This window comes from Bacillus thermotolerans (assembly GCF_000812025.2).
In the GTDB taxonomy this organism is placed as follows: domain Bacteria; phylum Bacillota; class Bacilli; order Bacillales; family Domibacillaceae; genus Quasibacillus; species Quasibacillus thermotolerans.
On sequence record NZ_JWJE02000042.1, the window covers coordinates 13,471 to 33,468 of the forward strand.

At 41.4% G+C, this 19,998-nt stretch carries 24 protein-coding genes and 2 pseudogenes; 11 read left to right on the forward strand and 15 right to left on the reverse strand.

Annotation, left to right across the window (positions count from 1 at the left end):
- The first annotated feature begins 28 nt into the window (after positions 1-28).
- On the forward strand, positions 29-250 hold the full coding sequence (locus QY97_RS14175) for a hypothetical protein (RefSeq protein WP_039238860.1): 222 nt from the start codon (positions 29-31) through the stop codon (positions 248-250).
- Between the two features lie 134 nt (positions 251-384).
- On the opposite strand, the gene QY97_RS20860 is transcribed toward QY97_RS14175, so the two are convergent.
- Positions 385-513, reverse strand: a complete 129-nt coding sequence (locus QY97_RS20860; protein ID WP_269764109.1) for an XtrA/YqaO family protein — start codon at positions 511-513, stop codon at positions 385-387.
- 639 nt (positions 514-1,152) lie between these two features.
- Here QY97_RS20860 and QY97_RS14180 point away from each other — a divergent pair.
- Positions 1,153-1,683, forward strand: coding sequence for a GNAT family N-acetyltransferase (locus QY97_RS14180; RefSeq protein WP_039238862.1), 531 nt, complete (start codon positions 1,153-1,155; stop codon positions 1,681-1,683).
- Positions 1,684-2,337: 654 nt separating this feature from the next.
- On the opposite strand, the gene QY97_RS14185 is transcribed toward QY97_RS14180, so the two are convergent.
- From QY97_RS14185 to QY97_RS14195, 3 genes are all read right to left on the reverse strand, one after another.
- Positions 2,338-2,907, reverse strand: a complete 570-nt coding sequence (locus tag QY97_RS14185; protein WP_046128762.1) for a DUF2238 domain-containing protein — start codon at positions 2,905-2,907, stop codon at positions 2,338-2,340.
- Between the two features lie 256 nt (positions 2,908-3,163).
- Positions 3,164-3,394 (reverse strand): hypothetical protein, encoded by a 231-nt coding sequence (locus tag QY97_RS14190; RefSeq protein ID WP_052728981.1) that lies wholly within the window; start codon positions 3,392-3,394, stop codon positions 3,164-3,166.
- Between the two features lie 454 nt (positions 3,395-3,848).
- Positions 3,849-4,055: a hypothetical protein gene (locus QY97_RS14195; RefSeq protein WP_039238866.1), complete on the reverse strand. Its 207-nt coding sequence runs from the start codon at positions 4,053-4,055 to the stop codon at positions 3,849-3,851.
- 214 nt (positions 4,056-4,269) lie between these two features.
- Between QY97_RS14195 and QY97_RS14200 the strand changes: the two genes are divergently transcribed.
- Together QY97_RS14200 and QY97_RS14205 are read left to right on the forward strand one after the other, a co-directional pair.
- Positions 4,270-4,923: a YcnI family copper-binding membrane protein gene (locus QY97_RS14200; RefSeq protein WP_039238868.1), complete on the forward strand. Its 654-nt coding sequence runs from the start codon at positions 4,270-4,272 to the stop codon at positions 4,921-4,923.
- Between the two features lie 525 nt (positions 4,924-5,448).
- Positions 5,449-5,709, forward strand: coding sequence for a hypothetical protein (locus QY97_RS14205; RefSeq protein ID WP_039238870.1), 261 nt, complete (start codon positions 5,449-5,451; stop codon positions 5,707-5,709).
- 162 nt (positions 5,710-5,871) lie between these two features.
- On the opposite strand, the gene QY97_RS14210 is transcribed toward QY97_RS14205, so the two are convergent.
- Positions 5,872-6,105, reverse strand: coding sequence for a hypothetical protein (locus tag QY97_RS14210; protein ID WP_039238872.1), 234 nt, complete (start codon positions 6,103-6,105; stop codon positions 5,872-5,874).
- Positions 6,106-6,352: 247 nt separating this feature from the next.
- The gene (locus QY97_RS14215) at positions 6,353-7,417 is read right to left on the reverse strand and encodes a sulfite oxidase (protein ID WP_039238875.1); all 1,065 of its coding nucleotides are present in this window, start codon (positions 7,415-7,417) and stop codon (positions 6,353-6,355) included.
- 324 nt (positions 7,418-7,741) lie between these two features.
- On the opposite strand from QY97_RS14215, the gene QY97_RS14220 reads away from it, so the two are divergent.
- A complete protein-coding gene (locus tag QY97_RS14220) occupies positions 7,742-8,347 on the forward strand; it encodes a hypothetical protein (RefSeq protein WP_039238876.1) in 606 nt (201 codons plus the stop codon).
- A gap of 772 nt (positions 8,348-9,119) precedes the next feature.
- Here QY97_RS14220 and QY97_RS14225 read toward each other — a convergent pair.
- The gene (locus QY97_RS14225; protein ID WP_039238877.1) at positions 9,120-9,845 is read right to left on the reverse strand and encodes a DUF421 domain-containing protein; all 726 of its coding nucleotides are present in this window, start codon (positions 9,843-9,845) and stop codon (positions 9,120-9,122) included.
- A gap of 109 nt (positions 9,846-9,954) precedes the next feature.
- Between QY97_RS14225 and QY97_RS14230 the strand changes: the two genes are divergently transcribed.
- The gene (locus QY97_RS14230) at positions 9,955-10,449 is read left to right on the forward strand and encodes a YhcN/YlaJ family sporulation lipoprotein (protein ID WP_039238890.1); all 495 of its coding nucleotides are present in this window, start codon (positions 9,955-9,957) and stop codon (positions 10,447-10,449) included.
- A 70-nt stretch (positions 10,450-10,519) separates the two neighbouring features.
- On the opposite strand, the gene QY97_RS14235 is transcribed toward QY97_RS14230, so the two are convergent.
- Complete coding sequence (locus QY97_RS14235; protein WP_232506315.1) at positions 10,520-11,143, reverse strand: hypothetical protein; 624 nt, start codon at positions 11,141-11,143, stop codon at positions 10,520-10,522.
- 209 nt (positions 11,144-11,352) lie between these two features.
- On the opposite strand from QY97_RS14235, the gene QY97_RS20705 reads away from it, so the two are divergent.
- Positions 11,353-11,508, forward strand: coding sequence for a hypothetical protein (locus QY97_RS20705; protein WP_166701701.1), 156 nt, complete (start codon positions 11,353-11,355; stop codon positions 11,506-11,508).
- A gap of 544 nt (positions 11,509-12,052) precedes the next feature.
- Here the strand turns inward: QY97_RS20705 and QY97_RS20710 are convergent.
- Together QY97_RS20710 and QY97_RS14240 are read right to left on the reverse strand one after the other, a co-directional pair.
- On the reverse strand, positions 12,053-12,205 hold the full coding sequence (locus QY97_RS20710; RefSeq protein WP_166701700.1) for a hypothetical protein: 153 nt from the start codon (positions 12,203-12,205) through the stop codon (positions 12,053-12,055).
- A gap of 151 nt (positions 12,206-12,356) precedes the next feature.
- Positions 12,357-13,115, reverse strand: a pseudogene (locus QY97_RS14240) (SDR family NAD(P)-dependent oxidoreductase).
- Positions 13,116-13,293: 178 nt separating this feature from the next.
- Between QY97_RS14240 and QY97_RS20715 the strand changes: the two are divergent.
- Positions 13,294-13,464, forward strand: a complete 171-nt coding sequence (locus QY97_RS20715; RefSeq protein WP_166701699.1) for a hypothetical protein — start codon at positions 13,294-13,296, stop codon at positions 13,462-13,464.
- 284 nt (positions 13,465-13,748) lie between these two features.
- On the opposite strand, the gene QY97_RS14245 is transcribed toward QY97_RS20715, so the two are convergent.
- Together QY97_RS14245 and QY97_RS14250 are read right to left on the reverse strand one after the other, a co-directional pair.
- Complete coding sequence (locus QY97_RS14245; protein WP_039238879.1) at positions 13,749-15,215, reverse strand: UDP-N-acetylmuramoyl-L-alanyl-D-glutamate--2,6-diaminopimelate ligase; 1,467 nt, start codon at positions 15,213-15,215, stop codon at positions 13,749-13,751.
- Between the two features lie 204 nt (positions 15,216-15,419).
- Complete coding sequence (locus tag QY97_RS14250) at positions 15,420-15,947, reverse strand: TVP38/TMEM64 family protein (RefSeq protein WP_052725908.1); 528 nt, start codon at positions 15,945-15,947, stop codon at positions 15,420-15,422.
- Between the two features lie 192 nt (positions 15,948-16,139).
- Here QY97_RS14250 and QY97_RS14255 point away from each other — a divergent pair.
- Positions 16,140-16,443, forward strand: a pseudogene (locus QY97_RS14255) (four-helix bundle copper-binding protein).
- Between the two features lie 312 nt (positions 16,444-16,755).
- Complete coding sequence (locus tag QY97_RS20500) at positions 16,756-16,926, forward strand: hypothetical protein (RefSeq protein WP_156994642.1); 171 nt, start codon at positions 16,756-16,758, stop codon at positions 16,924-16,926.
- Positions 16,927-17,103: 177 nt separating this feature from the next.
- Here the strand turns inward: QY97_RS20500 and QY97_RS14260 are convergent, their stop codons facing one another.
- The 3 genes from QY97_RS14260 to QY97_RS20505 all read right to left on the reverse strand — a co-directional run bounded on the left by QY97_RS14260 (position 17,104) and on the right by QY97_RS20505 (position 19,126).
- Positions 17,104-17,871, reverse strand: coding sequence for a nucleotidyltransferase domain-containing protein (locus tag QY97_RS14260; RefSeq protein WP_039238883.1), 768 nt, complete (start codon positions 17,869-17,871; stop codon positions 17,104-17,106).
- Positions 17,872-17,944: 73 nt separating this feature from the next.
- Positions 17,945-18,382, reverse strand: a complete 438-nt coding sequence (locus tag QY97_RS14265) for a hypothetical protein (protein WP_039238884.1) — start codon at positions 18,380-18,382, stop codon at positions 17,945-17,947.
- Between the two features lie 195 nt (positions 18,383-18,577).
- Entirely contained in the window at positions 18,578-19,126 is a 549-nt protein-coding gene (locus QY97_RS20505) for a hypothetical protein (protein ID WP_157761906.1), read from the reverse strand.
- 491 nt (positions 19,127-19,617) lie between these two features.
- Between QY97_RS20505 and QY97_RS14275 the strand changes: the two genes are divergently transcribed.
- Complete coding sequence (locus QY97_RS14275; RefSeq protein ID WP_039238886.1) at positions 19,618-19,806, forward strand: aspartyl-phosphate phosphatase Spo0E family protein; 189 nt, start codon at positions 19,618-19,620, stop codon at positions 19,804-19,806.
- Positions 19,807-19,998: the final 192 nt, after the last annotated feature.

Consider the following 19,998-nt stretch of genomic DNA (forward strand, 5'->3'; position numbering starts at 1 on the left):
ATCTCAATAAAAAGGAGGTAAAAATAAGATGACCCTGGAGCACATCAAAACATCACTGGAAACATTGTCATATTACGAGGATTGCCAAATCATACAGACACTTTCAAAAAATCAAAATAAGGTAGCCTCTGTCAGTTATATAAAAGAAAGAGCATGTTTTGAAATCACTTATTTAAAAACATCGAATATCGAAACTTACACCGATATTGAATCAGCCGCCCTAGCGATAGAGAAAGTACTAAATGGCTAATTAATAATCTTCAATTGCTCGTAATCAGTCATTCAGTCTATTACCTCTGAAGTCATTCACATCGAGTCTCCTGCCCTCTCTTCGTGAAAGAGCAGGAGGTGACGGCCCTAGCATTGCCTCTCTCTATTTTAACTTCAACCTACTAAATTCAAACACTTCTCTCCTTCATCGCATTTCACGCGCTTCACTTTCCCTTCGCGTATGATAATTTCCTTCTCACCACGCTGCGGCAAATCAGCAATTTTTACCTTTCTATCGCATATAACAAGAGCTTCATCATTTTACTCCGTTATATCCAGTTCTACCCTCATTGCACTAGAATCGATCATTAGTTCTTTTAGCCTCACAAAAATACCCTCGATCTGTTAAAATAAAGGCGTCATCGATATTTTAGAGGCCGGGATCTTTCCTGGCTTTTGCATATTTTATTCATTTTTTGGGTATGTAACTTATAATCAAGGTCATTCCACAACCACCTCTACTCAACTATGATATGAACCTTGATCAGCCGGGCGAATGCCCGGCTTTTTTAAATTTCACTGCTACTTTGAGCTTCATTGAAAGTTCTTGGACAAGAGATGCATCACGGGAACTACATGCTGCCAGCTTTCGACCTTCTCCTTCGCTTCTCCTTATTTCTTTGTATATTTCTTTTTAAAAAGGATAGACTGTCTAAAGTAAGTTATTGTTGAGCCCTCAACATCCAATTGAATAACCTTTGTTCTAGCCAGGAGAAATCCTGGCTCTTTGTGTGCCTATTTTGGCGAGGTGCGACGTAATCAATTCTTTCAACAATTTTGCTTTATAATCCGTATAATAAAACTATCTTGAAACCTGAAGGAATTGATTTATGCACAGTATCAATACCTTGACCCCAAAATAAAAACTGCGGAGGTAAAATATTGATTACAGAATTACGCACCAAACGATTATTGTTACGAAAAATGAAGGCTGCAGACTCAGCAAGCTTGTTTGCAATCTGGTCCGATCCAGAAGTTACAAAATATATGAACATTAATTGTTTTACGAACGAAACACAAGCAAAGGAGATGATTGAATTACTTGATAATTTATCCCAGGAAAACAAGGCTGTTCGTTATTCAATAATTGAGTTAGAATCAAATAAAATTATTGGTTCCTGTGGTTATAATTCTTTAGACTCCGATCACTCTAAAGCTGAAATTGGTTATGATATCAGTAAAGCCTTTTGGGGCAAAGGTTATGCGACAGAAGCTATTTCCTCTTTAATGGATTATGCATTTACTTCATTAAAACTTAATAGAGTAGAAGCAAAAGTTGTACCTGAAAACATCCCTTCTATAAAAGTCTTAGAAAAGTTAAACTTTACGTACGAAGGAACAATGAGAAAGTGCGAAAAATCAAACGGAAAATTTATGGACCTAAGTATTTATTCAAAATTAATTACAGATTAACTCGTCATGACCACTCCCGAAAAAGAGATGTTGATTATAGTAAGCCTTTGTTAAATTCTCAACGTCCAGCTGAACAACCTTAGTCCTAACCGGGAGTCCTCCCGGTTTTTTAATTTAATTTCATTTTTTAAGTCTTCGTGAATATGATATGGAGAGTTCAGAAATCGCTCCGTTGTCTCTTTCATCAGTGAATATCTTAACTCACCAGGCCGATGCCTGGCTTTTTTTATTTTTCTCTTCTCAAAAATGGGCTTAGACATATAACTAGTACACAAATTCTAAATCTACATGAACTATTATTTATTCTATAATATATCAAATGAGGGTTATCAAATATGCTTTAGAAATCTACATAATAATTGGTCAGGACATAAACAATGCCCTTCTAGATTCTGACCTCCACAAATTTCACCAACACAGCACTTTGTAAAAACAAATTTATACAATTCAGATTAATTCTTATGATTTTCTTTGGAATGCGATTATATTGAGGGCCTTCATACTGTAACTCCCCGCTTTTTATCTTTATTGGCGAGGTTTGGAGTAAATATTTTATTTTTATAATTTGCGTAAATACATACTAATAAGAAGAAAATATAAACTCCTGGAATTATTCACCTTGGTATATGCCTTAAAAAAACCCTTTTAACATACTCATTTTTTTAAAAGCTTGTTATGTAATTTTGAAAGAAGCAGCAATGAGAGAATTGACCCAATGAAGGTGAGCGACATATCCCACTGCGCATCCCACATATCACCCTGCATCCCTAAAAAATCTTTAGAGGCTTTTCCTCCTTTTGCGACTTTAACAGCGATCCATTCGATAATCTCGTACAATGCAGCGATGGCAAGTGAAATGCTTATACTGATAGTAAATAACCAGAAGCCTTTGCGTATTTGAGCTTGCCGAATTAATACTTCCCTTATCACGATCACAAATAAACCTTTCAATAGATGTCCAAATCGATCATAGTGATTTCGATGTAAATCAAATACCTCTTTTATCCAATTAAAAAGAGGAACTTTTGAATATGTGTAGTGTCCGCCGACAAGCACTAGAATCATTAACACGGCAATAATTATATAAGAAAGAGTGGTAAGGCGAAATCTACTATACGTTGCTATCACGATGATGAATCCAGCTATAGCAGGAGCAGCCTCCGCTGCCCAGGTCATATAACTGGCGGGCTTGATGACAGACCAGATAAGAACTGCAGCCACCATGAATAACAAAAATAAATGAATCCTCGTGCGGTTATTCCCTTCTCTTTTCACTTTTCTCCCTCCTGCTAAGAGCTCTTTACCTGTAGTGTTCGGAAAAGAGCGATCCTATATCCAAATTTTTTAAAGCCGCTCTCAAGCTGGCCGTCTAAGAACAGCGGATAGATTCGATATAGAACAAACAAGCCCTTTTGAACCTTAGTTCAAAAGGGCTTATATTGCAGGGAAGAAACCGTGCTAGAAGAAATGACTAGTCTCGTTATTTATTTTGGCCTGACAACGTTTGCTGTAAAGTCGAGTTAACAGCCATGCCTACTACAGGTTTAGCCATTTGCTGAACAGGTTGACTGTTTATTAATGCACTGGTCACGTTTTTTGACATCTGCTGAAAAGTCCCATTTTGCAACCCTCTTGATATCCCATAAATAGCAGCTCCAGTAGCGCCTGCCGCTAATAGAGATGTGATCATCATTCCTCGTTGATTATTCATAAAAAATCCTCCTTCCTTTACTAGATACTCGAGTGAACCGATTCTAAAAAGACGAGTTTTAGAAACATGTTTAGCATTATATACATGATGATTAATTATGCTGGTAACTATTTACCTGCTTATAAAGCGACTATTAGAGATTTCAATATCAGCAGTAAATTGCCTAGAATAATTGTAATTGACTATATGAATGTAAACAAAAGCAGCTTAGCATAAACTGTTGTGTATATGCAGGACCCTGATAATAAAAACGAATAAATACTTTCATAACAAAAAGCACTGATTCAGTTACCATCAGTGCTTTCTTTGACTATACTTTTCCTTTTCTACTCTTTCCATTCCCTTTAAATCAGCTCTACAGCATGTTACTTGTCCATAACTTGGAAGGTCTAATGGTACGTATACTTCATTCTCCTTCAAAAAAGCCGATAGTTTTGGGCTATTTCAGGAATTTCTATCCTCTTTCTATTTGGCCGGGTCGTTTTTGCTGAATTGATACATGCTGCGGGCGTCTTGGATAATTAGCCTTGTCCGTGCCAGGGCCTGTAAGATCACCCCTCTGATCTACATTCGTATATTCAACCTGCGTTCTTAATTCATCCTGCTGGGCTCTTAATTCTTCCTGCTCAGCCCTTACTTCCCGCTGATTTTCCTTTGACATGAATTCCACCTCCTTTCTATAGGATAGATAGAAATCTATGCCAAAAAACAGGTAATTTTTGCTTAATAAGTCTATGGGTGCTATTCAACTCTTCCTTAAAATGCAGATTCAGATGATCGAGACAACCTTCCATAGGTGATAGTACGAGTTATATTTGAATAGTCTTAATGATGTACCGGTTGGAATCAATTGGATAAAAAGGAAGCGTAAACCAATGAAGAGGATGCTATTTTCTCTCGCCGCAGCGCTTGTGACCCTTTTCTTTCTTGCAGGGATTGCATCGGCTCACGTTACTGTGTTACCTAATGAAACAACGCAAGGAAGCTATGAGATGTTTACAGTAAAGGTTCCTTCGGAAAAGGATGCCGTGTCTACCACACAAATTAAAATTGATATCCCATCAGAAGTAAATATAAGTCGTTTTGAACCAAAACCAGACTGGACATATGATATTCAAAGAGATGCAGCAGGTAAAATTATCAGTGTGACATGGACAGCAGAATGCGAAGGTTTGACATCAACTGAATTTGCATTGTTTAATATGCAAGGAAAAGTAGCAGCAGATGCCACAGAAATTATCTGGAAGGCTTATCAAACATATGACGATGGAAGCGTAGTTGAATGGATCGGAGCACAAGATACAGAAAAGCCTGCTTCGGTGACTACTGTGCACCCTAAGCCAACTGATAATGGTGAGGATAACGATCAATCTGCACAGGCGGAAGACGAGGAAGAATCAGCCACAGGATCATCGATAGAAGAGGACGCACAGACAACCAGCCTTTCTGGCATGCCGCTTTTTGTATCTATCGCCGCTTTAATTATAGCTTTATTAGCGCTTATTCTTTCTTTCAGAAGACGATCTTGAGATATGTTCAAGAAGACAAGGGATTGAATTCTCTTGTCTTTTCTTGTTAGTCTAACAAACACTTCCCTCTAACTGGTTTCCACTTAGACATGGCAGCTGCCTTCCCTCTGTTTTGTTTCTACAGTGGGATCTAAACCTTCTTTTTGGCCCACTTAAAATTTTTTCACTTTCCATTGCGAAAGAAGAAAATAAAAAGCGTGTTCATACTTGTCTCGTTATCTGCTCTGGCTTACACAAATTTTAGATGACTGAAACAATATTATGTTAACATCTAATGTTAGCTTCACCTTTAAATTGAATAACCGTCGTGATGGTCCCTTGCGTTCCCTTGCTCGTTAATTTCGTCTAAACCGAGCCTTTGTTCATATCTCTTACCGCCTCCTCCTGTTACAAAAAATCTCTAGACTCCCATAATGGTTTTGCAGAATAGCAATTAAATGTTTCAACTTCCCGCATTAAGGATAAATGAAAATGACCGAGCAAATACAAATTGTTGCTTATCAGTAATTGTTTCAGGAGGGAAATATGAATAAAGATAGTGCTCTTTCTATTGCTTCATTATTAATTTACATTGTATTGCTTTATACGTTAGTGACCGGCGCTTCGTACGGAGTGCTAAACATATTGGTGATCGCAGCGATGCTACTTTTCGCAGCCCTTGGCATCTTTTTTGGACGGCGAGCTCCGGTAGGATTTGCACGATGGACCTTATTAATTCTTAATATCATCGCTATTGTCGTTACTATTCTTCTCGTTGCGTTTGGCTTTGGCATCAGTGAAAGCTAAACGGCCCGTTTGTTTTCTACATAAAAGGCTGAGGACCCCTATGCACAGAGGTCCCCAGCCTTTTTACCTATTCCTTATTTGCATGCCATTAACAACGAACAGGCAGATAATACAAGAAAATAAAGCAACGCAGATATACCACCTTGCTTTAAAGAATGGGTCTTATGCATGTTTCGCCTGTTTTATTAAAGGCACAATCTCCAGAAAATCATCCAAACGACCTGGCGGCATCTCCAATTGAGACCCGTCACTTAACACAACTGATAGATTTTCCCCTTCTTCTGTTGGTTCTACAAATATGGCAGAAAGCCCGCTCTCCTTGCAGCGGATGTCTACCTCATTCTCAAACATAAAATCATCTAACGCATGAAAGCTGTTTATGTCCTTTAGTGACAATTAAGTCATCCCCTTTATTCATTACATCTAGTTTCGGATATATCGCTATACAACTAGCTAAGTATAGGTGTCCTTATACTTATATTATCAAAATTTTCTTGAAATTCAATAACCTATACGCAAAATCGATAACTTTTCACTAAATAGTATATTTAATAGATGGATTCATAAAAGACTGAAAGAAGAAAGGGGTAAGGCATTAGGCTACCCTTGCTTTTTATTCTTTATACTAAGAGTTCTTGTACAGTTACTCCACCTTTACCTTCACTTTCTCCATTGCGTTGTACCCGTATCCTTTGCGGTTCCAGAAAGGAGTTGACGGCTGCATGCGGTGGCCTGAATCGGTAGCCTTCGCCATTAATGTGTATTCTCCTTTTACTGGCACGGTCCAGTCAAACGCCCACTTCACCCAGGCATAGTTCTCTGCAGGAATAACCTTCGCGTCTGACCACGTACTCCCGCCATCAATGCTAATCTCCACCTTTTTTATCAGTCCCTCGCCACTCCAAGCAATCCCTTCGATCGTATGCTTGCCGGTATTGAGCACTTCCATATTCGATGGCTTTTGGATGATTGAATTAACATTCATCGTAGTCACTGGAAAAGCTCCTTCGTCACTCTCCTGGTATGGATAGTATACATAATCTACCGACTGAAACGGCCCCTCAAAGGCAGAATCAATGACATAAATTTGTTTAATCCATTTGACAGAAGACATTGCATACCATTGTGGAACGATCAGCCGAAGAGGATATCCATGCTTGAAAGGAATAGGCTGGCTATTGTATTCATAAGCAACGATCGTATCCGGGTGCATCGCTTGATCAAGAGGCAGACTTCTCGCATACGTATGGACAGTATCTGTGTCCGTCCGCTCTCCGTAATCGTACCCTTCTACGACCACTTCTTTTGCTGCGTCCTTCAGCCCTGCTGCCCTAAGAAGTGTACGAAGCGATACCCCCTTCCATTCCCCTTGGGTGATCGCTCCCTTTTCCCATTGCTCGCCAAATACCTTTGGCTCGAATAGACTGCGTTTATTCCCTGCGCATTCCAGGACCGCCTTAATGGTTCTTGACGGCAGCCGCAGCAAATCCTGCACAGAATAGCAAACGGGCTTCTCCACTAGCCCGCGAATAGGCAGCCAATAGTAAGCAGACGTAAAGGATGGGTAAGTAAAATGGTTTCGCCTGTAAAACAATGAGGGATGAACGAGATCTGTCCGTATATGTTCAATAGGTGATTCCTGGTTCTCAGGCTGAAGACTGCGTGTTGTTAAATAAGACTTAACAAAAGAAGAGTGTGGGAATATCATAACTCCCTCCCTGAGCGAGAATATTTTATCTGCCTATATGTATGAATCCATTCTCAGTTGTATGATAGATAGGTTTTTCTTCTCGCTTTGCTGTGCTACTATTGGATAATAAAGGAACGTTAAACAAATGATGCAAGAAGGATGGATGGTATTAAAATGGGTAACAGCAGAGGAGAAAACGATTTACCTTATTCATAGAAAAAGACCAGCCCATTACTAAGGAACTCGGGCTTTCGTTCGTATTGTACAAATTATATTTCCATATATTATAATTTTCATTGGGTTTCTGACCTGCAAGTAATCTGTTAAAAAGGAGTTTTCCAGGTGAAAAAGCACATATTGCTCCCTGCCTTATTTTTATCCTTCAGCACGGTCATAGCGGCGTGCGGAAGCGATGCAGGAACGAACTCTGCTAATGAACAGGCTCCAGCTATCCAAGAGGGGGCAGCAGAGGAAGAAAATAAAAAAGATGCCGCTTCTTATCCTGTCAAACTAAATGAAACCGTTACCTTAGATGAAGTCATCTATAGCGATGACGGCTTAAAAGGATTTAAAGCGAAACTAAAGCTGACTGTGACAGAGGTGACTCGCGGACAGGAAGCTTACGAGCAGCTGCAGCAAGTGAATAAATCTAATAAGCCCGCCCCTGAAGGCTTTGAATGGGTACTTGTGAAAGTGAAGGGCAAGCTAGCAGAGGCCGAAACAGAGGAGTTTCCGTACTGGTTATCGGCGATGAACTTTAAATTTGTTTCTGAAGATGGTGACATTTACAATCAAGAAGCATCCGCTGCCGTTCCTAACGAACTGGATGCGGAGCTGTTTAAAGGAATGGAAGAAGAAGGATATTTTGCGGACTTAATTGAAATCGGAGATGAAGTGACACTGAAGTATGAAACGCTCGATGCCCGCGTCTTCTTTCAAACTCAATAATGCCAAAAAGCTCGGCCTTCCCGGGCTTTTTCTTATATCATTGAAGAATTCACTGCTGCTTTATCAAAGGATTTTTAGCCCCTAAAGCCATTTTTAACATACTATCACTAATCAACACCCTCTTTTGATTGCTGGGCAAGCGGACAGCCAGCTGTCTAAACAAGATAATTATAAGTACACAAAATCATGTATACTTACTAACGCCAAATGGACACTTTACGCTAAATAAAAAAGAAGAAGCTAACCGGTAGATTATTACCTTCTTCCTCTGATATCCATTTATGATTTACAGTGTTGCCAAGCTCTTTAAGCGCATGGCATCAGCCTCTTTTACAGTCTCTTCGTCGTGGCGAAATTTGTCATCAAAATCTTTCTATCTTTCTCTTCCCTTTTCCTATTTGGCGGTGGTAAAATGCCCGTAGAAGCTCCTTATATTTATTCATAAAAAAGGAGTTTTACAAGTACTCAAAACGGAAAGAGTACTTATAAGCACATTATGTATGAAGGAGGAAAAGGACATGACTCTACTTTTTACGAAAGCTATGGAAGCCTTCAAAAAAGATGCGGAACAACAGCGTACAGCTAGCCATCAAAACATGAACACAAAGCCACTTGCTAGAAAATCTAAGTAATGTCTTACAACTATTTATTGGGGTGAAGTAAACACTTTGAAAGTTCAATATGATTATTCTAGTACAGTCATCCCATGCCGGATGACTTTTTTATTATTCCATCAAGGATGACCCGATGAACCCCTATTCTCCCCTGATGCTTAATGTATGACAGGCGGCAGGTCTTTTGACGGTTTCTCCTTTAGTGATAGGGTGATCTTCCTTTCTTTGTCTATCGCTGCAAAAAAGACTTCTTCTATGTTCTTGACCCCGGCGCTTTGCAGCTTTTCTACAAACCAAACAGGATCCGCCTGCAGGAAATCCAGCACCTCCTCGTATAATTTCCCATCCACGACAACGGGATAAGAAATATCCGCACCTGCTTTTTGAATATGCAGATCCCCTGCGGTCACCGGCTCCTTTGAAGGCTTTTTCATAACAGTAAGCTTACCGTTCCCCTCAATGATAGCCAGTTCTACATGATCGATGTTAAAAACGTCCTTCTCTCTTAACATAAGCATTAAGTTGTCAATGGAATATTGAATGTCCTCCAAGTGCTTATGGATAATGACTCCGTCCTTAATGACGATGACAGGCTCGAATGTAAGAAGCTTTCCTATTTTTCTTGACTTAAGCTTGACAACTGCTACCAGCTTCTGAAGAAGGCCAATAAGGATAATTGCCACAGCTGTATGTATATGTTCAATGTTCGGATCGGCTATGTCTGCTCCTACTACAGCGCCAAGGGCCAACAAAATCAGGAAATCAAAGACAGGAAGCTCTCCGATTGATCTTCTCCCCATGAATAATGTCGCCGCCAGCATTAATGGCAGAATTGTAATCATTCGCCCTGCCAGGATGAGAAATTCTTTCATGTCTAACCCCATGCTTTTCCTCCCATTGCTTAGTCAGAAATAGGTTGCCCCATTTGCATAAGAAACATTTAAGAAGCCATCTTAAATACAAAAGTATTTAGGAGGGTTTCTATTGAAGAAGATGAAAAAAACAACAGCCGGTTTCTTATCCGTCCTGCTTCTTGCAGCTTGCGGCGCCAATGAGCAAGGGATGGAAAACAGGCCTGAAGACACAGATATCACAGAGAACATGTCCGTCCGGAACATTACGTATTATGACAATAAAAGCCAAGGACACAACCAATCCCGATTGCATATAGCGGATGAAGCAGAGAGCCGGGTTGAGCAGCTAGACGACGTACGCGAAGCCACCGTAATCGTTACAGATCAGAACGCCTATGTCGCAGTTGTATTAGAAGGCAAGCCGAAAGGCGAGGGGCGGAAAAATACAGAAAATAGAATTGCGGATAAAGTGAGGGATGCAGACCAGGGACTGCAAAATGTGTACGTTTCCAGCAATCCTGATTTCGTTAACCGCTTGAACGACTTTCGGTCTCGTCTGCAAAGCGGACAGCCCGCCGGCTTGCTGGAAGAGTTCCATGAAACAGTCCAGCGCGTCTTTCCAAACCGCCAATAATACAGTTCCTGAAGTTCTCATTAGTTTAAAAAGCCCGCTCAAACTTGAACGGGCTTTTAATGAGTAACAGCTATTGCTGGTTTTGTTGACTTTGTTGACTTTGCTGGCTTTGCTGAGACTGTTGGTTTTGCTGGCTTTGTTGGGAGCTCAACTGCTGCAGCTGCTGTTGAGACTGGTCAATTTGCTGTGTCATTTGATTTAACACATTAAAAGATTGAAGTGTCTGGCCCACACTTCCAAGCATTTGAGCAGCTTGCTGGACGGTTTGCTGAAGCTGCTGAAAAGTTTGCTGCTGCTGACTTTGCGCTTGCTTTCTGAATTGCTGCATTTGCTGAAGCAGCTGTGAAGCCTGCTGATTTTGCATAGCAGGTGCTTGATCAATAGAGCCAAGCTGCTGTCCCGAGCTTTGCAGCTGGTTTAAAGCGGAAGCCATAGAATCTAATTGGCTTCTCAGCGGCGCCAGTTCTTCACCAATTTCTTCCTCAAATTTCTTTTCGGCTGCCCTTTCTGCTACTGCCTCTGTTACTTCTTCTGTTGTTTTTTTAGGCAACGTCCATTCCTCCCTCACTGGAATTACCGTGTCTTCCACGGCGAAGTCACCTGCTGCCCTATCCGGCTGTACCGCTCTGTTAGTAAAAGCAAAGTACGCAATCGTTGCAATTACAAGACCTGTGATCAAGAGTATCATGATCAAACGTACCACCTCCCGATGGCGACCGTGTGCAATCTTCCTTGCAGCACACTGATATTATGGACACGGTGAGTGACTATTACTTATTCCAATAACCATTTCTTAAGGAAAAAGACGGAAGTGCTCTCCCCTGAAATTGTCAGTGTAAAAAAAGAAAAACCGCAGAAATTATAAGAGATAGCGCACAATATTCAAAATGAGGTGGTGTAACGATGAAAAATAAAAACAATATTCAGTTCTTGCCTCTTGTCGCTTCTGTCGGCATCGGCGCTGCCACTTACAGCCTCATGACAGGACGAGGCGGACAGCTGACAGATATGGTCCCGCTGTTTAGCACAAGCACTCAACCAGTTAAAGGCTCTAAATAACCATTGATTGAGCAGCGCGCTTGATCCTTGGCCTTGCTTAAAATAAATAAACAGAGAAGCCTGTTCAAACACCTTGGCTTCTCTGTTTTATTTTTTCTTATATATTTATTTGCAGGCATTGTATATTTATCATAAAAAAGGAAATCATGATAAAGTAAGTCATTGCTAGTCCCTCAATACCTAGCCTAAATAACCTTTGTCAAAGCCAGGAAATTTTCCTGGCTGTTTTTTGTTCATGCTCTTTATAAAAGTTATTTTGTAAAATCCCTTTATTTTGTTACATAAATGTTACATAATTATAAGTGAAATTATTTTGTAAGGAGGAACACTTTTGGTTCCAATAGAACTCATTTGTCATGAGCTCAAACGATTAGTTGATGACTATTACAAATGTGACAACCCTTTGATTAAAGAACAAATACATAGCGATATCAAATTGCTAAGTAAAGCTCTATTTCTCAGTGATCAAGACGATTGACAAGCCACACAGCTCATAGGACCTCAACTAAAAAAACGCACTGATCCAAGTTATCTCCGCGAACAGTCAGCTTGGGTCATTTTCATCTAACGATACAGTAACGACCTCTGTATACTCTCCTTGAGCAATTTCCTGGGGAGTCGCATCTGTCATTAACTCATCCTCCGTATCTATTCCCTCTGCCCATACGGGTTCATCTCTGCGTTTTTCCTTTTTCATTGTCATCCCTCCTTTTGCCTATATATTCCCCATGAATTATGCTTTTATTCTACTATCCTCTACTATTCACTGACTTTATATGAAAAGAGGCCGCCAGCTGTATTTCTAACAGCCGGCGGCCTCCCTTTCATTACCTGCCGTAAGGATCTTATTATTGAGCTGTGTAGCCGCCATCCACTAATACGGTCGTTCGTCGTTCCTGTCATGAAGTCGTTCTCTACTAAAAAGACAATTGCATGGGCAATCTCTTCCAGCTTTCCTAAACGGCCGATCGGATGTTTGGCTACCAGGCCGTCGTAGAAGTCTCCCAGCTCTTCCTTGTTCACCATTCCTGATTCCACGTAGCCAGGAGCTACAGCGTTCACACGGATATTGCGGTCAGCATATTGCAGTGCTGCTGACTTCGTTATTAATCATTAAGTTCACTGCTCCTTTTGATGCGTTATAAGGAAGGGCACCTGCTTCTCCTACACTTCCTAATATGGAAGCTGTATTGACGATCACTCCTCCGCCTGTTTTGAGCATCTCACGGATCGCATGCTTCATTCCGAAGAAGACGCCATCCTGGTTCACCTTAATGACTTTTTGGTAGTCCTCATAGGACATCTCATGCGTCTCACCAAGGATACCGATACCTGCGTTATTGACGATAATATCCACTTGACCATAATGTTCTGCTGTTTCCTTCACCATGCTCGCAACTGAATCTTCATCCCCTGCATCTACCTTGATAAACTGTACGTCTTTTCCCTGATTCTTCAATTCCTGTTCTACCTGCTTGCCGCCTTCTTCATTGAAATCGCCAATAACTACTTTTGCCCCCTTATCTGCGAAAGACTGCACCGTAAGCCAGCCCAATTCCTGAAGCCCCACCGGTAACGATCGCTACTTTTCCTTGTAAGTCCGTCATCAAATACCTCCTTTAATATAAAAACCATCTCTTTACTATGTCACTATTTTTCAAAGATTAAACAAAATAGCACTAGAGACTCGTCAGCTCTTGTGTATGTTTTCACGTAAACAGGGCAACGTAACACTATGTAAGGAATCTATTTTCTTACACGTATCTTATAAGGAGATATAAGTATATGAATTTACAAAAGGAATATGTGAAAAAGCTGGCAGGGATCCATTCAGTCGCACGCCATAAGGAAACAGAGAATAAGCAAGATTCTTTTTTGCGACCGCTCGTACATAAGCAAATTCACGGAAGCGAAGTATACGTACCTCTAGACCTTGAAAGATTATGGAGCAGATAACCCAAATGCAATTAACCGACATCAGCCATTTTGCAGAATGGCTGATTGCCTCCCTTCTCCCCGCATGTTCTTTTACACGCTTTAAAGTACAATGACTGTGAAAGAAAGGTCTATATAGCCGTTCATTATTTTCCGTTCTTCCTTCCCCCGTAACAACCATTCTCTTTCTTTACATTGTATCTCTCTGCCGTATACAAACTATCTAGCTCTGTGAGTGAGTGCTTATCTTTTCTCCGTCCCCGCTATTATTTTTTCAGAAGTGATACCGTATAAGCAAAAAGCCGTCAAAACTGACGGCGCCCTTTCCAGTCTTTTAAATACATGATGGTATCTTTATCGCACACCGTTGGCAGCGAATAGCTTTGCTGATACTTCTCATGCCCTTTTCCTGTAACAATGATCCAGTCTCCCTCGCTGCTCTGATCAAGCGCATACCGGATGGCCTCTGTGCGATCAGGGATAACCATGCCGTGTCTGCGACCAGCCCGTTCATTCAAAAGCACCAACGACTCAACCATCTCATTATGAGGAACGGAGTTTAAGTCATCCAAAGTTAGTATGTACTTATCGCTCCATTCAGCTGACACACGGATCATTTCCTCTCTCTTGCCCTCGTCCCTATTACCTCTGAAGCCAAACACATGAATAATCCTTTTAGCCCCGCATTGTTTAGCCGTACGCAGGCAATGAAAAATTCCATCGGCTGTATGGGCATAGTCCACGATAACCGTCACGCCTTGCTTGCATGCTAATCGCTCAAACCGGCCGGATACGCCACTAAATTTCTGAATGGCCGGCAGAATTTGTTCGTTTGTGAGCTTCAGCTGCCGCGCAGCCGCAAATGTCAATACAGCATTATATAAGTTATGTGTGCCAGCCATCGTAAATTGGATGTTCGTTTGTTTTCGCTGCTGATCGACCACTTTTACCTTAGCGCGCTGGGGAAGAAGCTCTTCCAGCCTGATATCTGCGTAAGGAGCAGCTCCTACAGAACATACACGGCTGCCGCGCTTTCTTAACCCGGCTGAAAGCTTCTCTCCCCAGCTATCGCCTATATTAATAACCGCTGTGCCGTGATCTTTCATCTTATTAAACAGCTCTGCCTTCGCTTGGAAGTACTGATCCATCGAGCCATGGTAATCTAAATGATCCCGGGAAAGGTTCGTAAACACACAACAATCAAATTGAATGCCTTCTAGCCGATACTGTGCTAATCCATGAGAAGAGATTTCCATAATTACGACATCATCCTGGCTTTGGACGAGAAGCTCATTGACAACTAGCACATTAGGGGTTGTATTAAAGGATGATAACTCTTTTTGATTAATCACATTCTTGATGGTTCCCATAAGGGCACACGAAAGGCCATTTTGTTCAAAAATATGCTTTAAGAGATAGCTAATTGTTGTTTTTCCATTTGTTCCTGTAATGCCGATGATGGTCTTTCGGCTGGATGGATGCTTATAAAACCTCTTTGCCAGCCTACCTAGTATTTGCCTGCTGTTGTTCACTCTTATATACGGGACAGAAAGAGACGGAATGTCATCCTCGCCTACGATGGCGATGGCCCCTTTTTCAATCGCATCAGGTATGTAGGAGTGGCCATCCGCCTTGTACCCTTTAATAGCTACGAACAGGAAGCCAGGCTGAACATTCTTGGATGTATCAGTTATCCCTCTCACAAACGTGCAAGGAAGAGAGTGTAATATGGTTTTATTTGCGAATCCGTTCATTAAATCATGTAAATTCATAGGGATCATTGGCTCCTTACCTAGATTTCAGACTATAGATATTCTGAAAGAAAAAGGCGAAAAACGGTACAAGCGCTATCTAATAACGGAGAGCTGAACTTGATTAACTTAACAGTCAGCACTCTGTTCTCTTCTGATCCCCTTTATTTTTTCCCAATGTGGAAAGGAATATGAAGAGTTTTGCTAGCTATGTAAAGACGGCCTCTATTCGGATCGCTTCCAGGTCCGATACACCACATAGACGACCATAATAAAAAGGACAAGGATTATCTGCCATTCAACCGTTAGCTTTAGTACCTGCTGGACAGAATAAGCTTCAATGGTTAATGAAGGGACTTTCCCTAGTGTACTTGCCAGACTAAAGGAGAGGAGTCCCATTTGGCTGTAGGCGGCAGCTAACGTCACAAAACCCGACGGAACAAATGGAAGCACTCTTAATAAAAGCACCAAACCTATCGCTTCCGCTCCTTTCGTCTGTTGGAGCTTCATCAACAATCGATGCTTCAGCTTTACACGCAGCTTCTGAAGTCCTTTCCGGTACAAAACGAAACTGACTACCGCCCCTGCTGCTTCCCCGGCAATAGATACTAAAAGCCCTATCTCAAATCCAAAGAAGGCGACATTGGCCGCTGTAATAAATGCACTAGGGAGCACACCGGACACGGCTATTAAGATATTCAAAATGATACTGATGACAAAGGCTAGCACCGGGTTGGCCGGCATCCAAGTCATAGAGTTACTCTCCAATTGCTCACCCCTTTCTATTAGTTGTTTTATCATTACTTTACCAGAAAAAAAATAGAGGATAGCAAGCCCCTGATAAAAAATGCTTCTTATGCAATTGCCAGGAATTCCTGTAAAAGCATTAAAAGAATGTCGAGACGGGTAAGCTCTAAACGAGGAATACCAAAGAAGGCTGCGTAGATGAACGTCAACCCAATCTATGAGGAATGTGTGAAAGCTTGTCTTGCATGTATGGAAGCTCGTAATGTTTGCTATGATGCATGCTTAAAAGAAGAAAATGTAAAGATGATGGCCGACTGCATTCGGACAGATAGAGAATGTGCAGGTACATGCGCATAAAGCGATGCAATCAAGCAGACCCTTTGCCGCGCGAATCTGCCAGCTGTGCGCAGACATTTGTGAAGCTTGCGGAAATGAGTGCAGCAAACATAAGCATGGCCATTGCCAAAAGTGCGCTGAAGTATGCCGCAGGATGGCCTCTTAACCTCATCATTTTATTCTTGCAAGAACCCTGTAACACATCACGTGCTTACAGGGTTTTTGTTTTCACCTCCCTACTCTTTGTTTGTCGCCCGTCTTTCGTCCGCACCAGTCCTGACAGCTAGTATAGGCTGGTATTCCTTATCTCACATACAGTATTCCACATACTTATTCGCGCTTTACATACAAATGGAACATAGGCGTTACTAAGCTTAATTAAAATGAAAAACACATCTGTATAGTGCAGCCTTGTGTGTTTATAAAAATGCAGAAGACGATTTCGCAGCTTTGACTACTTGAAGGAGGGCGAGATACATTGGATAAAAAAACCAACTTACTGATCCCTGGCGGCTTATTTATCGGAATGGGATTAGGTTTAATTTTTAACAATGTAGCGGCAGGCGTATTTCTTGGACTGGGTACTGGATTTATTTTTTCCACGTTAGCCGTCTTATTCAATAAAAAGCGGGAACGCTCTCAGAGCTAAAAAAATGCATCACTACCTTACGAAACAGACTAGGAAAACCCATTTAATATATTTTATTTTAATGTATATTTTTCACGTAAGGGAAAGACTATGTATAGCAGTTCATTTGTTAGCCCCTCAATAGCCAGTCTGAAATACTCGACAGAGCCGGGAGAAGCCCGGCTCTTTTTTGTTGAATTACATACTGCCAAACAAGCCTTCTTTATTGATCTCTACCAATAGCCGGTCGACTTTTTTCTCATCAGGTGCATCAGGAAGCTGCGTTTCCTCCGCGGCTCGCTTTAGGTCATGGTCATACGTCTCTATCATTTCAAGCGCTTCCTCAAAGGAGAAAGCTCCGGTTCGGCATTTTAATAATAAATCCCGGTTAGGACGAAATGTGCTAAAGTCTCCTGTTCTCAAAATTTCAATAGCACTCGTAAGCAGACGGATACTGTGCATGAAAAACTTCGTGTCGTAACCGAATTTCTCTATTAGCTCTTCCTGCCCCGCGCCGCTCCGCTGCCTGCTTTTTAACTTTTGAATTTGTGAACTGGCATACCCGCCAAACTTCTTTTCAATCCGTTTAGAGAGAAATAAATGGCGGCGATCGATCAGCTTTTGCCCCAGCCGGGTAACTTTTACATAGTCTTGCGGCCTTGCAAACAAAAGCTCAATATTATTAGGGACACCCTGCATGGCAGACTGCACAAACTTATTAATATGGAAAATAGTTATGTCTATGTCATCTTTTGTGTTTTTAAAGTTCTTTCCTCCGCTTGTGTCATAGCCTTTGAACGCTTTCAGACCAAGATAATAATTAATAGGGGGAATGCAGACCCCCTTGTAATCTTTGTCAGAGGTATCCGTATTCGTTCCATAAGCGTGGCTGCCGGTTAAAGATAGAAGAATTGTTCTTTCCTCGAGCCAATCCGTATGAGTCACCTGTACGTTCACTTCTTTCATAGTACCTCCCTTTCTAAATGAGAACTGCCTGCTTGAGTTTATTCATGAAAAAAGCACCCTAATCGGATGCTTCTTATTCTTTCTCACTTATAGCTTCTTCAAATACATATTTCAAATATACATCTAATAAGTCCTCACTTAAGTCCATATCAAACATCTTACTCTTATAGCGGTTCCCCTCAATCTTCAGTGTATCCCTTTTTAACAGGCCAAACCTCGCCACTTCGACCTGAAAGGAATCCTTTAACCGCTCAGGCAAGCAATTTTTATCACCGAATGGAAAACGGATATAGCAATTACCCTTATATTGGATTTCAAAATTCGGGCTGTCATAAAACTTTAAAGCAGAAGAAACCGAGGCCACATCCTTTAATTCATGATGCAGGTGCTCAAAGAAACCATGGATTAATTTAGCTGCATGTTTCTTTGCTTCTGCTGTATCGCGCTTCTCTCTCACCTTAGCGGAATAGTTCTCTTTTAGTGTTTCTACGAATTGCTCTTTGAAATTCATGTCCTCTCTCCTTTTGATTATCCATATTCATTTATATCGTTCGACAAAAAGAAGAAGATACCTACATGGGCAGGCAGTAAATGAAGGCCTTTTACACTAGTTATGTATTCCGCTTTTCTTAGTTACTTACCCTCTTCCCTCAAAAGTAAGCCTCACATAAAAAAACGCACCAGACTAGCCAGTGCGTTTTTTGGATTACCACCAGAAACAGCGTTTCCGGAAATGGAAATCATCTCTATCGTCATGTCTGCCACGACGGCCTCTTCCATCACGGTCATGATCGCGGTCTCTACCATGATCTCTGTCACGGTCTCTGTCACGGTCTTTGTCACGGTCTTTGTCGCGATCTCTGTCGCGGTCTCTGTCGCGATCTCTGTCGCGATCGCGTCCGCCGCATCCGCAGCCGTGGTCTCTGTCGCCGCGTCCTCTTCCGTCATGATCCCGATCACGGTCTCTATCTCTATCACGGTCTCTGTCACGGTCGCGTCCGCCACATCCGCAGCCGTGGCGTCCTCTTCCGTCACGGTCCCGATCATGGTCTCTATCTCTATCACGGTCTCTGTCACGGTCACGTCCGCCGCATCCACAGCCATGGTCTCTGTCGCCGCGTCCTCTTCCGTCATGATCCCGATCACGGTCTCTATCTCTATCACGGTCTCTGTCACGGTCACGTCCGCCGCACCCACAGCCGTTGTCTCTACCGCGGTGCCCTCTTCCGTTATCGTCAAAATACCATACACTCATCTTTCTTCCTCCTTTCTTATGTGTTAATACATTCTATTAAATCGGCTGTTAATCGGCCTCGGCATTTGTCACGGTCGGTCCTGAAACTACAAAATATTTACTAATATTTTCCAGTTTCCATACGACAATGAACCATACGAAAAATGTCTTTTCCCCTATACCAATAATAAAAACAGAAACCTCTCATGAGAGTCCCGCAAAGCAGCAAGAAATGCAAGTCAAAATTCTGATGAGTTCATATATACCTTCCATTCCAAAAGCGTGCATTTATTTCCAGTTTTGTTAACACAAAAAAGCGAGCCTGCTTCCAGGTATAGTTACAACGAAATGCGTGCGACTCTGTGGAGCAGCTATCCTATTACAGGTCGTTTTTTAACCCCTTATGTAAGATTAGAAGAAGTTTTGTCGAACATCTTTCAATCGCCCTCTAAAGTTGGCATAATGTGTAATGTTGTAGTTGATAGTGAATAAATGTTTGAGGAGCAGGAAAAATGAAAAAATGCACACTCCTTCATGAATTGACTGCTGAGATTAATACCAAGAGAACATTAATGATCCAAACCGGCATACATAAAGGGCTTGGGCACTTTGATACATTGAAGCACAGCAAGGAATTAGACCAATTAATTTATAAGTATCAACGGCTGCTGGCATGCTCGCAGCAGAGAAGCCAATCATAATAAAAAGGAGAAAGACTTAGTGTCTTTCTCCTCACGTTGTTGAAAAACAACTTAGTCAAGAAAACCCTGGTGAATTCTCACCGGGGTTTTCACTTTTTTTGAATTGTTAAATGGAATCTTCTATAATATGAGAAGTGAGGTGGAGACCAATTTTCTGTAAAGAGCGGAGTTTGGCCCACTTTTTCAAGTTTT

What these genes read in the sequence shown, in the direction of transcription:
- QY97_RS20710 (WP_166701700.1), bottom strand. Translation starts at nt 12,205, where the DNA reads ATGAAAAAGGAAAAACGCAGAGATGAACCCGTATGGGCAGAGGGAATA.
- QY97_RS14195 (WP_039238866.1), bottom strand. Translation starts at nt 4,055, where the DNA reads ATGTCAAAGGAAAATCAGCGGGAAGTAAGGGCTGAGCAGGAAGAATTA.
- QY97_RS20505 (WP_157761906.1), bottom strand. Translation starts at nt 19,126, where the DNA reads ATGAGTGTATGGTATTTTGACGATAACGGAAGAGGGCACCGCGGTAGA.
- QY97_RS14200 (WP_039238868.1), top strand. Translation starts at nt 4,270, where the DNA reads ATGAAGAGGATGCTATTTTCTCTCGCCGCAGCGCTTGTGACCCTTTTC.
- QY97_RS14205 (WP_039238870.1), top strand. Translation starts at nt 5,449, where the DNA reads ATGAATAAAGATAGTGCTCTTTCTATTGCTTCATTATTAATTTACATT.
- QY97_RS14175 (WP_039238860.1), top strand. Translation starts at nt 29, where the DNA reads ATGACCCTGGAGCACATCAAAACATCACTGGAAACATTGTCATATTAC.
- QY97_RS14260 (WP_039238883.1), bottom strand. Translation starts at nt 17,871, where the DNA reads ATGAAAGAAGTGAACGTACAGGTGACTCATACGGATTGGCTCGAGGAA.
- QY97_RS14185 (WP_046128762.1), bottom strand. Translation starts at nt 2,907, where the DNA reads ATGGTGGCTGCAGTTCTTATCTGGTCTGTCATCAAGCCCGCCAGTTAT.
- QY97_RS14275 (WP_039238886.1), top strand. Translation starts at nt 19,618, where the DNA reads ATGAAAAAATGCACACTCCTTCATGAATTGACTGCTGAGATTAATACC.
- QY97_RS14250 (WP_052725908.1), bottom strand. Translation starts at nt 15,947, where the DNA reads ATGACTTGGATGCCGGCCAACCCGGTGCTAGCCTTTGTCATCAGTATC.
- QY97_RS14225 (WP_039238877.1), bottom strand. Translation starts at nt 9,845, where the DNA reads ATGGGGTTAGACATGAAAGAATTTCTCATCCTGGCAGGGCGAATGATT.
- QY97_RS14215 (WP_039238875.1), bottom strand. Translation starts at nt 7,417, where the DNA reads ATGATATTCCCACACTCTTCTTTTGTTAAGTCTTATTTAACAACACGC.
- QY97_RS14190 (WP_052728981.1), bottom strand. Translation starts at nt 3,394, where the DNA reads ATGAATAATCAACGAGGAATGATGATCACATCTCTATTAGCGGCAGGC.
- QY97_RS20705 (WP_166701701.1), top strand. Translation starts at nt 11,353, where the DNA reads ATGAAAAATAAAAACAATATTCAGTTCTTGCCTCTTGTCGCTTCTGTC.
- QY97_RS14245 (WP_039238879.1), bottom strand. Translation starts at nt 15,215, where the DNA reads ATGAATTTACATGATTTAATGAACGGATTCGCAAATAAAACCATATTA.
- QY97_RS14230 (WP_039238890.1), top strand. Translation starts at nt 9,955, where the DNA reads ATGAAAAAAACAACAGCCGGTTTCTTATCCGTCCTGCTTCTTGCAGCT.
- QY97_RS14265 (WP_039238884.1), bottom strand. Translation starts at nt 18,382, where the DNA reads ATGAATTTCAAAGAGCAATTCGTAGAAACACTAAAAGAGAACTATTCC.
- QY97_RS20715 (WP_166701699.1), top strand. Translation starts at nt 13,294, where the DNA reads ATGAATTTACAAAAGGAATATGTGAAAAAGCTGGCAGGGATCCATTCA.